Below are 12,888 nucleotides of genomic sequence, written 5' to 3' on the forward strand. Positions count from 1 at the left end.
AGCGCGGTTCCGAGGGTCGGGGTCGCAGTCATTCCGAGCGGAGTTGACCATGTCCGAACAACACCATCCGGCTGTCGAGGCCGATTCGTCCCGTCCCACCGGCCGCCGTCGCCTGCTGCAGGCGCTTGCACTCGGTGGCGTGTCCGCTGCCGTGCTGCCGGAAAAGTGGGTCAAGCCGGTCATCGATACCGTCATCGTCCCGGCCCATGCGCAGGCGACCATCGTGTCGATCACCGGAATCTACTCGAACAACCTCCAGCAGGGCATGATGGTCCCCGGTGGCATCTTCGAGCGGTTGGCCAATTTCGTCATTCCTTCGGCGCATGCGCAACAGAGTCTGGCTACCTTTCCGAGTCAGTGCGTCTCCTTCGACTGCAGTGACAATCCGGATGTCGTCGTCCGCTACTGGGATTCGACCCGCGTAGATTCATATTCGAATGCGATTGTCCAGATTTCTCAGGACAACCGGATCGGCGATGTCGAAATCGGTGGCTACAATTTCACGAATCTTGTCGCGACCAATACCTTGCTGTTGGGCCGAGTCACTAACGTCAGCAATACTATCCACTCAGAAAGCTTCCAACTCGGACCCGGTGGGGAGTGTATTCCCACGTAGTGTCATATGAGCGCGCGGCCGGCGTCATCGCCGCGCGTCAGAATTCCGTGACCCCCTGATGCCGCGTCATGATCTCCGGGTCAAAATACACCCGGAAACCCAGCGCGCGTAGCCGGTGGCACACCCAGAAGTCCTCCGAAAGGTAGTCCCCGTCGACCACTCCGACGCGAAACACGTCGTAGTGTTGCTCGGGGCCCGCCGATCCGCGTGACAACGGGCGGTCATAGACCAGGCCCTGTTCGCGAGCCTCTCCCACCAGCGCCTCGACCGCGCGGCGCGAGAGCATCATCGCCGCCGTGCCGATGCGCTCGATCTCGTGCAGCGCACCGCGTTCGCCCAGGCAGCGCCCGACGTTGAAGATGCGCTCGCCGCGTTCGTTGAATCCCTTCAGCGCCACCGCAGCACCCACCACGTCCACGTCATGATCGATCAGCCGGCGCAGGCCGGCCGCCGGCAGATGCACGTCGGCGTCGAGAAACAGCAGATGCGAGTAGCGTTCGTCGGCGTGAAAGCGCGACAGGATCGCGTTGCGCGCGCGCGTGATCAGGCTCTCGTTGCCGATCGCCGAGATCGAGAACGGAATGCCGCTGCGGTAGTACTCGGAAATCGAGTTCAGGTAGTCCAGATGCACCATGCCGCCGTAGGCCGGGGTGCCGATCAGTACGCGGGTGTCTGGATGCATGAAGGGCGCTCGAATCCGCGTGGAAGAGGATGCCCGGATTGTACCCGCAGGCATGTCGGGACGCAGGGACGCCCAAAGCGTGAAGCTGCGGGCGTCACGAAAACGTCAGACAACAGTTCAAGAGTTGTTGTAAGATCAAAACGATCAGCCCGAGCCAGACTGCTCGCGCGACCCGCACAAGGCGTGGTTCGGGCGTCTTCCTTTTCAGCCATTCATTGCACGAGGATTCGGACATGTCCGATGGCCAGACCTACAACGTACTGTTCCTATGCACCGCCAATTCCGCCCGCTCGGTGCTGGCCGAGAGCCTGCTTGCCGAGCTGGGGCGCGGGCGCTTCAACGCGTTCTCGGCCGGCAGCTTTCCGCGCGGCCAGGTGCATCCGATGACGCTTGAAGTGCTGCAGCAGCTGCAACTGCCGGTGGACGGCCTGCGCAGCAAGAGCTGGGACGAGTTCACGGGCACGGACGCGCCGCAGATGGACTTCATCTTCACGGTGTGCGACAGCGCAGCCGGCGAGGCCTGCCCGGTGTGGCCCGGCCATCCTGCCACGGCGCACTGGGGCGTGCCCGATCCGGCGTTCGTCGACGGCGACGCGGACGCCCAGTGCGCCGCCTTTCTGGAGGCCGCGCGAGTGCTCAAGCGGCGCATCGAACTGTTCCTGAGCCTGCCGCTGGCGCGGCTCGACACGATGTCGCTGCAGCACGAGCTGCGCGCCATCGGACAGCGGTGAGCCGGCAATGAGCGACGTACTCGACGATCTGCCACAGCTGGACCCTGCACACTTTAGTCGCCCGGATCCGTCCGCACTGTTCGATGTGCCGCGCGCGGAACACGCGCCGCGCTTCCTGCTGCTCTACGGTTCGCTGCGCGAGCGCTCCTACAGCCGGCTGCTGACCGAGGAGGCCGCGCGCCTGCTGCGTGCGATGGGCGGCGAGGTTCGCCTGTTCAACCCCTCCGGCCTGCCGCTGGTGGATGACGCCGCCGACGACCATCCCAAGGTGCGCGAACTGCGCGAATTGGCGCAGTGGGCCGAGGGCATGGTGTGGTGCTCGCCCGAGCGGCACGGTGCCATGACCGGGCTGATGAAGACCCAGATCGACTGGATTCCGCTGTCGGTCGGCGCGGTGCGCCCCACGCAGGGCAAGACGCTGGCGGTGATGCAGGTCTCGGGCGGCTCGCAGTCGTTCAACGCGGTCAACCAGATGCGCGTGCTGGGCCGCTGGATGCGCATGCTGACGATTCCCAACCAGTCCTCGGTGGCAAAGGCCTTCGCCGAGTTCGACGAGGCCGGGCGCATGAAACCGTCGGCCTACTATGACCGCGTCGTCGACGTGATGGAGGAGCTGTTCAAGTTCACGCTGCTCACGCGCGATGTGGCGCCCTACCTCGTAGATCGCTACAGCGAGCGCAAGGAAAGCGCGGCGGAACTGTCACGCCGCGTGAACCAGCGTTCGATCTGAAGCCGCGCGCCTTGCCGGCTCGACCTGCGCGGGTCGTTTCGTTCAAAGCGCCAGCGTCAGGCTGAGTCCGATCGTGCGCGGCCGGCCGGCCAGTGCGCCGTAGTCGCCGCTGCCGTTCAGCGCGAACACGGCCGTGACGTGCTTCTCGTCGGTGAGGTTGTGGGCCCACAGGGAGAGATCCCAGTGACGTTGTCGCAGGCCGATGCGGGCATCGATCAGGCCGCGGGCGGCGACGTGGCTGCCGTGGCCGCGCTCGGTCGTTCCGTGGAAGCCGCTGCGCCAGCGCCAGGCAATGTCGCCGTACACTTCGCCTCCGTTGGCCAGCGGTCGGTGGTGGCTCAGGCCGGCGAAGGCGGTCCAGCGTGGTGCGTTGGCCATCTGTTTGCCGCTGAAGTCGCAGTACAGGACGCCGCTGCCGGGCGGACACGGAGCGTTGCGAAAGTCGGTGTAGCGCGCGTCGTTGTAGCCCGCACCGAGCGCGAGGCGCGTGCGCTCGCCAAGTGCCATGTCCGATTCGATTTCCACCCCCTGCGAGCGCACCGCGTCGACGTTGGTGATGTTGTTCATGGTCGGGATCAGTGGCGACGAATCGGGGTTGTAGGTGAGCGCCTGGTAGTCGCGGATTTCGGTGCGGTACAGCGTCAGCCGAAGGTACCCGTCTCGCGGCAGGTCGAGGCCGGCCGAGGCCTCGAGGCCGAGGCTGCGTTCGGCGTCGAAGGTCGGCGATACCGCGCCGGTGACGGTTTCCGCGTTGACGCCGCCGGGTTTGTAACCGCTCGACGCGCTCACTTCGAGCTCTACGCCGGCGCGCGGCTCGAAGTGCAGGCGCAGACTGGCGTCGAGGCTGTCGTCGCGGCTGCGGTGCTGTGTCCTTGTGTCGTGGCCAAGCAGTGCACCGCGCAACTGTCCGGCCAGTTCGGAGAAACCCGGCAGTGCGGGCAGGGGTTGCAGGCCGCTCACCTCGCAGCGGGTCTCGGCGCGCGTGCGGTCACGGCTGTAGCGCACGATGCCGGTGAGCCCCAGATCGTGGCGTGGAGCCCAGTCCAGTTGCCCGAACAGCGATTGTGTGGTGGCCGACTGGCTGCCCGGCGTGCGCACCGTCGCGCCGTCGAGTACGGCTGCCAGCAGTGCGTCGTCGAGCGGCGGCAGATCCAGCCCGGCCGTGAACCAGCGTGCCGCATCGGGGCCGTAGCCGAGCAGGCCTTCGCGGCGGTGCGAGCGCTGCAGGTGATAGGCGCCGATGCGGTAGTCGAGCGTCGGCGCGAGGCGGCCATCGAAGCGTATTTCCTGGCTCCACTGTCGATGATCCATGTGCGATCCGCCACGCGGTGCGATTGCCAGGTCGATGCCGTCCAGATCCGAGCGCGAATCGAAGCGCCACTGGCGCCAGCCGGTGGTCGCGACCAGGCGAGTGTCGTCGCGCAACAGGATTTCGAACTGCGCGGTGGCGGCCTCGTGGTCCATGCGCCGGCGGTTGCTGCCGTCCTGCGCGACCTCGCGCGACAGCGGGTCGGCCGGCAGCAGCGTATGCCCGAGGGCTGCGGCGCGCGCACGGCTGGCCGCACTGTAGCGGGCCACCGAGTACGCGCAACAATCGTCGTCGAGGCGTTCGCGTTCGACGATCAGGCGAGCGCGCAACGTCGCCGACGGCGTCCACAGCAGTTGTCCGCGCAGGCCGTCGTGTTGTCCGCCGTTGACGTCCTCACCGCTGAATACGTTGCGTACGACGCCCGACCGGCGCTGCGTGTAGGCGGAAAACCGGCCCGCCAGGGTTTCCGGGACGAGCGTGCCACCGACCACCGTCTCGTATGCCTCGTGGCCGTGGGTGCCGCGTTCGAGACGCACGCTGGCCTCGTCCTCCCACTGCGGTGCGCGTGTGCGGATGTGGATGCCGCCCGCGCTGGTGGCCGGCCCGGGTCCGCCGAGTGCCGGCGTGCGGACGATGTCGACCGATTCGATGTCGAGCAGGCGCAGCGGGAACATGCCCTGGCGCGCGAGATGAACTCCGTCGAGGGTCGTGCCGACACTGCCACTCATGCCGTCGTTGAACGAGGTGGTGCCCAGTCCGCGAACGAAGATCCCGGTGTTGCGGTTCTCGGGCCGGGTGGCCTGGATTGATACCGCGCGCTTGCCCAGTGCGTCGGTGGCAGATGCCGGAACGGCATCGACGTCTGCGCCGTCGATGCGCGTCGTCGACAGCGTCGCCGGATCGAGCGTGTCGGCGGGCTGAACGAGCACGGCGGGCAGCTCGGCCTCGGTTGCGCCCACCGGCGTCGTGACGAGGAGTGCGGCAAGGAGCGGGATAGGTCGCGGGTGCATGGGCGTGTTCCGGGTCAGGTTGCGTCGGGGCGCAAGGCGTCGTCTGCCGGCGCGACGGGGAGCCGCAGGCGCGCGGTGGTGCCGACTTCGTCCGTCGGTGCAAGCAGTTCGATGTCGCCACCGTGGCGGCGCGCGATCTCGCGACACAGGTACAGGCCGAGCCCCGCACCCTGACGCTCGAGTCCGCCGTGCGCGCGATAGTACTTTTCGAAGACGCGTTCCCTGTCGTCGGCCGGAATGCCGTGGCCCTGGTCCACTACGTCGAGCACCACCCCGTCGCCCGCGTGGCGCAGGATGACGTCGACCGGCGTGTCCTTGGGCGAGTACTTGAGCGCGTTGTCGACGAGGTTCGACACCACGATGCCGATCAGGTCGGGGTCGACGAAGACCTCGACCGGATCGTCCGGCAATGTGGTTCGCACGCGTCCGTCCGCGACGTCGCCATAGTGCTGCTGCAATGCCGCGCGCAGGTCGTGACGACGCATGTGCATGCGCGAGGGCGAGGCGATGCGGTCCTCGGCGAGCAGGTTCTCGATGAAGCCGACCAGTCGACCGACGCTGCGCCGAATGCGCTCGATGCGCCGCGGACGCTGTGAGTCGGCCTGTTCGTCGGCGAGTCCCTGGGCGGCGGTGTCGATGACGGCCAGCGGTGTGCGCAATTCGTGCGACAGCATCGCGACGAACTGGCGCTGGCCGTGCAGGGCGCGGCGCTCGGCTTCCAGTGCCTCGTGCAGACGCTCCTGTGCCGCCGTGCGTTCGGAGATTTCGCGATGAAGCTGTGCGTTGACCAAGTCGAGCGCCCGCGTACGCTCGACGACGCGGGCTTCGAGCATGCGTTCGGAGGTCTGCGCGGCGCGCAGCGCGGACTGCTGCGCACGCTGACGGGCGCGATCGGCACGCTCGGCGCGACGCGCCAGCGCGAAGTTGAGCAGCACCACATGCACCAGTGCGCCGATGTTCGGCAGATGGTCGGCCAGCGGCACATCGGCAAGACCGAAGCGGCGCGCGGTGATCGACAGCAGCCCCGCGATCAGCGGGAGGAAGGCGATCGCGTACAGGCGCACGCTGCGGTGGTGGAGCAGCGCGTGCAGGCTCGTCAGACCGAATACCAGAATGCTGGCAAGTCCCAGGTAACGGATCAGTCGCGCTGCGTCGAAGCCCGGATCGATGCCCAGAACGGAGATACACACGAAGATCGCAAGCAGGGCGATCATCATCCGCCCTGCGCGGTACAGCATGGGGTAGTAGAGCCGCGTACGGAAGGCGTCGAGCACGAAGCGGATCATCAAGGCCGCGCAGATGGCGTAGGCCGTCATCCAGGTCCTGTCGTAGTACGCTGCGAAGGCCGGTACGAACTGCTCGAGATAACCGCCGATGACGAGCCCGAAGAGCGCGACCGAAAGTATCGCCAGTGCATAGCGCAGGTGCAGCGGATCGCGCAGCCGGTGCCAGAAGATCAGGTTGATTGTCGCGACCAGCAGCATCATGCCCAGATAGAGGCCGTAGCCGGCGTACTCGATCGCGACAAAGTGCGAGATTCTGCCCTGTTCGAGTAGCAGCAGATCGACCGCGACCGGACGTGGCCCGTCGATCTTCATGTAGTACGCGCTTGGCGTCTCGACGTCGGGCTGGAGCGCGAAGGCTGCTCCGCGATAGGCAACGTCGCTGTCATCGCGCTGGCGGTCGCGGTCTTTGATGCGGGCGCGGAACGCGGCGCCGTCGGGTTCGAACAGCGTGATCTGGCGGATATAGGCAGGCAGCACGATCAATGCCCATTCCGGGGCAGCCGAGGCTTCGCGTTGCAGGCACAGGCGCAGCCATACCGGGGCGCCACCGCCCGCGACGATCCCTCCACGCGGTGGCGGCGAGAACGCTGTTTCCGGCAATCGCGCGATATCCTGCACGTCGGCATCCGGCGGAGCCTTTGCAAGCCGCACCGATCGCCCGAAGTCTTTGACGCCGAAGTGGGCCGAGTCATCAAGGATGGTCGGTGCGCAAGCGTGACCGGCCGCCGCGATGGGCGCCCACAGCGCGATACAACAGCAGACAACAGCGGCGACGAGGCAGCGCGGACCGGTCATGATCCGTCCGGAACCGTTGAGGTGCTCACCCTGATTCGGGAAGGCAATGAGTGTCGGGGTGTGCAGGCTGCCTCGGCGAGGTGTCGGCTCATCAATGTCGTCCGGGTGCGCTGTGGCGTGTCACGAAGCCCGTTATGCTAACGTCCGGATCGCTCGGGCGCCGTTTCATGGCGGCAGACCCGGTTCCGGTGATCGCAGCGGGGCAAGCGAGGGGAGAAGGTAGATTGATCGGCACGGGCATTAGCGTTTGCATTGTCGAGGATGACGATGACCTGCGCGAGGAGCTGGAACTTGCGTTGTCGAGCCAGGGTTTTTTGGTACGGGCGTTCCCGGAATCGCGTGACCTGTATGCCGACCTGTTGCGCGAACCGGCCCAGTTGCTGCTGCTCGATCTTGGCCTGCCGGGCGAGGACGGTCATTCCGTTCTGCGACGCCTGAAGGACGCGATGCGCATCGGCGTCGTGATCTGCTCGGCGCGCACCGAGGTCGATGAGCGTGTGCGCAGCATGATGACCGGCGCAGATGCCTTTCTCGTGAAGCCGGTCGACCTCCGCGAACTGGTCGCCACCCTGATCAGCGTGCATCGACGGGTTTCCGGCCATGCCTCGAGCAGCCGCGAACGGCAATGGGTGATCGATGACAATGGCTGGACGCTGCATGCGCCTGATGGCAGCCTCATTCCGCTGACGCCGTCCGAACGTACCGTGATGCAGTCCATGTTCGTGAGCCCCGGCGTTGCCGTGATGCGTGACGACCTCGTCGCTGCGCTCGGTCACAGTTCCGATTATTACCTCGATCACCGCCTCGACATGCTGATCAGCCGTCTGCGACGCAAGGTGCGTGATCTGTGCGGCGAACGTCTGCCCCTGCGTGCCGTGCGCGGCATCGGTTTCGTCTTCCGCCCCTGACCCTCTTTTCCCCAGGATCTGCTGCGGGCGCGCAATGTTGCCATATCCCCCACAACCCCCCGGAGTTATCGACACCCTCGCGTGACCGGATTCACGACGGTGTGAGTTTCGCGATGGTTTCGTGAAACTTCGTGAGGGCGTTCGCCCGTTGTCCTCCCTAGAGTCCGCCACACCCGGTCACGGTGTCGCGGCGGTTTCCTCCTCTCTGCCACGCGCCCCGGGTTCTGACCGCGAGTGTTGATCGGCTTTGTCAGTCTGCCGAACCGGCACAGATTTCGCGGAAAGTTTCAGTGATCTGGGGAGCGGGTGAGAGAGCAATGATCGGAATCGAACTCCTTCAGGGGGCGGCGCGGCGTGAGTCGGGTCGTGGTGTGAATGCGAGATCTGCGGCGCGCCGGCTGCTCGCCGTGCTGCGTGGGCTGATCTTCGTTCCTGGGCTGGTACTCGCCGCCGGAACGGCGATGGCCCAGAACGTCGATCTGGTGCTCAATCACGATCTGACCAGCGCCGCGACCATCAACGCCAGTGACACTGCCGCGTTCACGGTGACGGTCGACAACTCCGATCCTACCCACACCGGCGACGCCAATAACGTCGTCGTCACCTACCAGATCAGCGCCACAGATACCTTGCTTAGCGCGTCACCCTCGCAGGGTTCCTGCTCGCTGCCGCCCGATGCGTCGAACACCTTCACTTGCAATTTCGGAACGATCCCGCATACCACCAACGCCACGCTCGATGTGGTCGTGCGTGCCACCGGTACGGGCGTAGGGAGTTTTCCTTACACCATGACCACGAATGCGGCGGTGGCGACCTCAAGTACGGACACGGAAGCCACGAACAATGACGAGGAGCGTACCGTTACCGTGCAAGAGGGTACGGACGTCGGGATCGTGCTCAACAGTTCGCCTGGGGCGATCGCTTCCGGTGGTATCTGGACGCACGAGATGGTCGTCACCAACCACGGGCCTATCGGTGCGACGAACATCGTTGCTCATCTCGATCTGCCGGCTGGCGCGATTCTCGTTGGTAGTCTGCCGGCGGGATGTTCTGCTGGCGCCCCTGGTGTGGTGTGCCAGATTGCCTCGCTTGCGCTGAGCGGGGTGCAAAACATCGGCCCGATCACGACCCAGATCGCCGCGACGTCAGGCAGCAACCTGAGCGCCACTGCGCTCGTGGATAGCCTCGATCAATACGACGGCAACACCACCAATCAGTCGTCCACGCGTCAGGTCGATGTGAACCCCGGAAGCGACTTGGCCGTCACGCTTGGCCAATCTGGCGGCCCGTTTCTTGAGAACGAACCCTTTGCGCTGACCGCAAATCCCAGCTACACCGGCGAAGTGCCGGACGTGCCCGAGTTGAGCATTTCCGTGGATCCCGGTCTGCAGATCCAGAACCCGGCTGTGTTCAACCAGAATGGCTGGACTTGCAGTGTGAGCGGGCAGTTGGTGAGCTGCTCTGGACTCGATACGAGCGGCATGACGGCCGGTGCCAATCAGCCCCTTGGTGTGGTCACCGTGAATGTCGTGGGCGACACGGCCGGCACGTACTCGGCCAATGAGGCCACGGTCTCCGCCGACTACACCAACAAGCCGGATCCCAACCTGGACAACAACATCGACGGTACCGCGCCTGCCATCGTGGCCGCCGAGCTCAACCTCGGCATCGTCAAGTCGGCTCCGCAGCGTGATCTGCGCACGATCGGCGCAGCGTATCCGTTCGACTACAGCGTCACGGTGCGTAATAATGGAAACGTCGGTTTCTGGGGCGACCTGACCTGGACGGACACGGTGCCCGAGGGCCTGACGATCACGAATATCGCCGCCCCCGGCGGGTGGACGTGCACGACGGTTCCGCCGAACGTCGTGGGCGCAGATACCTTCACCTGCTCGCGCACCTATGCGGAAGGTGCCCCGTTTGCGGTGAATGCGACGCAAGCGTTCACGATCACCGCGTTCGCCAACGGAGACATTGTCGGCGATCTGGTGAATGGGGCCTGCCTGACGACGATCGACCATGATCTCGGCTTTCTCGAGAACGAAGTGGCGACTCCGTGCAGCAATGCCACGATCAACGCCCAGACCCCTGGCAGCAGTGCCGATCTCCTAGTCGAGAAGACCGCGAGCGCCGCGACGGTGAATGCCGGTGAGACGCTGACCTATACGCTGCGCATCGTCAATGACGGGCCAGCCACGTCAACCAGCGTCACGCTGACCGATGTACTCAGCAACCTCTTCACGAACTCGGGCGGCAACAGCTTTCAGGGCGTCACGGTCAATAACGGCACAGCCTCCGGAGGGTCGTGCGGATCAAGTGGCAACGTCGGAAATCCGTCCAGCCGTACCCTGAGCTGCACCTTCACGTCCATCCCGGTGTGCTCGGGCGGCGATTGCCCCACCGTGACTGTCACGATCCTGCCGCACGGCAACAGCGCCGACGGCACTGCGCTCACCCGCGGGAACACTGCCTCCGCCTATTCGTCGGTGGTGGCCGATCCTGATTACAGCAACAACACGGACAATGTGGACGTCTCGATCGACGCACTTACCGATCTGGCGCTGAGCAAGACGGTGACGACCTGGAGCGGCGAGCTCGGCACGCCCTTGAACTACCGCATCCAGGTCACCAACGAAGGAGCCTCCGGTGCGAGCAGCCTCACCATGACCGATGTGCTTCCGCATGATCTGACCTATCTGTCGGTCAATCCGGGTGGCGGAGCCAGCTGCGCCACGCAGCCAACCGCGAACAGCACGACCGAGGCCAGCAACGACCAAATCATCTGCACACGCTCGACGCTTGCCCGTGGTGCGACCTGGACGATCGATGTAGCAACGCGTCCGAACCACGGCATCGCCCCGGGCAGCACGCTGGTCAACAACGCAGTGGTCACGACCGACACCCCGGAAACCACTAGCGACAACAATGCGGATACCGCCGACGCAGAGGTTGGCGAGGCGTCCGTCGATCTGGCCGTGATCAAGAGCGATACGCCTGATCCGGTGTTCGTGGCCGATACCGTCACCTATACCGTGCAGATCATCAACAACGGCCCGTCGGTCGCAAGCGCGGCGACGATCTATGATTTCCTGCCGTCGGAGGGTTTCCGCTTCGTGGAGGATTCGATCACCTACTACGACGTCTCGGGCGGTGTCTTCACCGAGATCGACCCTGGTGATCTGGCCGGCCTCGGGATCGCATGCTCCAAGGAACCCGACGACGAAGCGTTCGGCACTGGCTACCCCGATCAGCCGTTGGACGACAGCTATCTGTGGCCGATGGATACCGTCGAGAATCCCGATTATCTCGACGGCGTATGGGACCCTTTGCAGGGCGACCTCGTCGAAGATGCCGACCTGATCTGCAACATGGGTCTGCTGCTCAATGGCCAGATCCGCGCGATTCGCTACGAGCTGGAAGCTGATACCCGCGGTGTGTACTTCAACTACGCGATCAGCCGCGCCCAGGAGCATCGCGACAATGGCGCCGACGGTCCTGACCCGGTGCCGACAAATGACGTAACCCGTGAGCGGACCACGGTGCGCAGTGTGCCGGACGTCTCGATCACGAAGGTCGCCTCAAGTTCGCTGGTCTCGGTGATGGAGCCGTTCGACTTCGTCATCACCTTCACCAATCATCACGCGACCGAACCCGCGTACTTCCCCGAAATCCGGGATGTGCTGCCCGCTGGCATGGAACTGACCGGTGCTCCGATCCTAGTTTCGGGTGCGCCTGGCGGCTCGGTGTGCACCGGAGCGGCGGGCGACGAATCCTTTGAGTGCTCCTTTGGCTCCGGATTGCCCCCGGGGCAGAGCGTGACGGTGAGCGTTCCGGTGTGGGTGGTTTCGGACGGTGCGGGCCCGCGCACCAATCGCGTCGAGTTGCACCTGGATACCGATCTCGAGTTCGATGAGCCGCCGCCGCCTGTGGCCGAAGATGAGGATACGGTGGATGTCGTGATTTCCAGCCTTGCCGGTCGCGTCTATCACGACAACGACTACAGCGGCGTGCATACGGTCGGTAATCCGCCCATCGAGAACGTCTTGATCACCCTTAACGGTGTTTCCACCTGGGGCGATCCGGTGACCCGCAGCGCGACGACCGCTCCCGACGGGACGTATTTCTTCGGTGACCTGCCGTCCGGGCTCTACACCGTGACGCAGACGCAGCCTGGTGGCTGGATCGACGGGCCGGTGAATCCGGGAAGCGTCGGGGGCGTGCCGGTGACCAACGAGATCGGCAGCATCGAGTTGCCGGCCGACACCGATGCCGTCCAGTACAACTTCGGTGAGTACCTCGACTCGGATTCCGGACAACTCGCCAGCGTTGCGGGGCATGTCTATCACGATGCCAATCGCAACGGCGTGTTCGACGATGCCGAATCGGGTATTGCCGATGTCGTTGTGACGCTGTGGCGCGATGGAGCGGTTGTGGCGACAGCCCTTACCGACGCCGGCGGCGCCTATTTCTTCGGACAACTCGCACCCGGCACCTACCGCATCACCGAGACCCACCCTGATGGCTGGATCGATGGCGCCGAAGCGGTGGGCGTGGGCGCGACCGAGCCTGGAGTTTCGCCGGAAACCGACGTCTTCGAATCCATCGTGCTACAGGGCGGAGATGCGGCGCAGAACTACGATTTCGGTGAGTACACCTCACAGGACATCGCGCCGATCCCGACGCTGCAGTTCAAGGCGATGTTGCTGCTGATCCTGTTGATGGGCGTCTATGCGATGTATCGTCGTCGCGAGGTCTGATCGGCCAAATCATCAAGCCGGGTAAGAACGATGTCGGCGATATCGATGCGGAGGGCGACAAGAC

Annotated in this window: 8 protein-coding genes; 5 read left to right on the top strand and 3 right to left on the bottom strand. The window is 64.9% G+C overall.

What is annotated here, in order from left to right; all coding sequences use genetic code 11:
* The first annotated feature begins 49 nt into the window (after positions 1–49).
* Positions 50–616: a hypothetical protein gene (locus C0099_RS01505; RefSeq protein WP_102245799.1), complete on the top strand. Its 567-nt coding sequence runs from the start codon at positions 50–52 to the stop codon at positions 614–616.
* A 37-nt stretch (positions 617–653) separates the two neighbouring features.
* Here C0099_RS01505 and C0099_RS01510 read toward each other — a convergent pair whose 3' ends face one another.
* Positions 654–1,298 carry a hypothetical protein gene (locus tag C0099_RS01510; RefSeq protein WP_102245800.1) on the bottom strand — a complete coding sequence of 215 codons (645 nt, stop codon included), beginning with the start codon at positions 1,296–1,298 and terminating at the stop codon, positions 654–656.
* 233 nt (positions 1,299–1,531) lie between these two features.
* Between C0099_RS01510 and C0099_RS01515 the strand changes: the two genes are divergently transcribed.
* Positions 1,532–2,029 (top strand): arsenate reductase ArsC, encoded by a 498-nt coding sequence (locus C0099_RS01515; RefSeq protein ID WP_102245801.1) that lies wholly within the window; start codon positions 1,532–1,534, stop codon positions 2,027–2,029.
* Between the two features lie 7 nt (positions 2,030–2,036).
* Complete coding sequence (gene arsH / locus C0099_RS01520) at positions 2,037–2,759, top strand: arsenical resistance protein ArsH (protein ID WP_102245802.1); 723 nt, start codon at positions 2,037–2,039, stop codon at positions 2,757–2,759.
* 42 nt (positions 2,760–2,801) lie between these two features.
* On the opposite strand, the gene C0099_RS01525 is transcribed toward arsH, so the two are convergent.
* A complete protein-coding gene (locus tag C0099_RS01525; protein ID WP_102245803.1) occupies positions 2,802–5,078 on the bottom strand; it encodes a TonB-dependent receptor in 2,277 nt (758 codons plus the stop codon).
* A gap of 14 nt (positions 5,079–5,092) precedes the next feature.
* Positions 5,093–7,159, bottom strand: a complete 2,067-nt coding sequence (locus C0099_RS01530) for an ATP-binding protein (protein WP_102245804.1) — start codon at positions 7,157–7,159, stop codon at positions 5,093–5,095.
* An 80-nt stretch (positions 7,160–7,239) separates the two neighbouring features.
* Between C0099_RS01530 and C0099_RS01535 the strand changes: the two genes are divergently transcribed.
* Both C0099_RS01535 and C0099_RS01540 read left to right on the top strand, forming a co-directional pair.
* Positions 7,240–8,067, top strand: a complete 828-nt coding sequence (locus tag C0099_RS01535) for a response regulator transcription factor (protein WP_123785204.1) — start codon at positions 7,240–7,242, stop codon at positions 8,065–8,067.
* Between the two features lie 317 nt (positions 8,068–8,384).
* On the top strand, positions 8,385–12,824 hold the full coding sequence (locus C0099_RS01540; RefSeq protein ID WP_102245806.1) for an SdrD B-like domain-containing protein: 4,440 nt from the start codon (positions 8,385–8,387) through the stop codon (positions 12,822–12,824).
* Positions 12,825–12,888 lie beyond the last annotated feature (64 nt).

Origin of the sequence: Pseudazoarcus pumilus (genome assembly GCF_002872475.1) — a bacterium.
GTDB lineage: Bacteria > Pseudomonadota > Gammaproteobacteria > Burkholderiales > Rhodocyclaceae > Pseudazoarcus > Pseudazoarcus pumilus.

Excerpts from the sequence above, each read along its gene's own strand:
- arsH (WP_102245802.1), top strand. The coding sequence starts at position 2,037 with ATGAGCGACGTACTCGACGATCTGCCACAGCTGGACCCTGCACACTTT.
- C0099_RS01515 (WP_102245801.1), top strand. The coding sequence starts at position 1,532 with ATGTCCGATGGCCAGACCTACAACGTACTGTTCCTATGCACCGCCAAT.
- C0099_RS01505 (WP_102245799.1), top strand. The coding sequence starts at position 50 with ATGTCCGAACAACACCATCCGGCTGTCGAGGCCGATTCGTCCCGTCCC.
- C0099_RS01540 (WP_102245806.1), top strand. The coding sequence starts at position 8,385 with ATGATCGGAATCGAACTCCTTCAGGGGGCGGCGCGGCGTGAGTCGGGT.
- C0099_RS01525 (WP_102245803.1), bottom strand. The coding sequence starts at position 5,078 with ATGCACCCGCGACCTATCCCGCTCCTTGCCGCACTCCTCGTCACGACG.
- C0099_RS01510 (WP_102245800.1), bottom strand. The coding sequence starts at position 1,298 with ATGCATCCAGACACCCGCGTACTGATCGGCACCCCGGCCTACGGCGGC.
- C0099_RS01530 (WP_102245804.1), bottom strand. The coding sequence starts at position 7,159 with ATGACCGGTCCGCGCTGCCTCGTCGCCGCTGTTGTCTGCTGTTGTATC.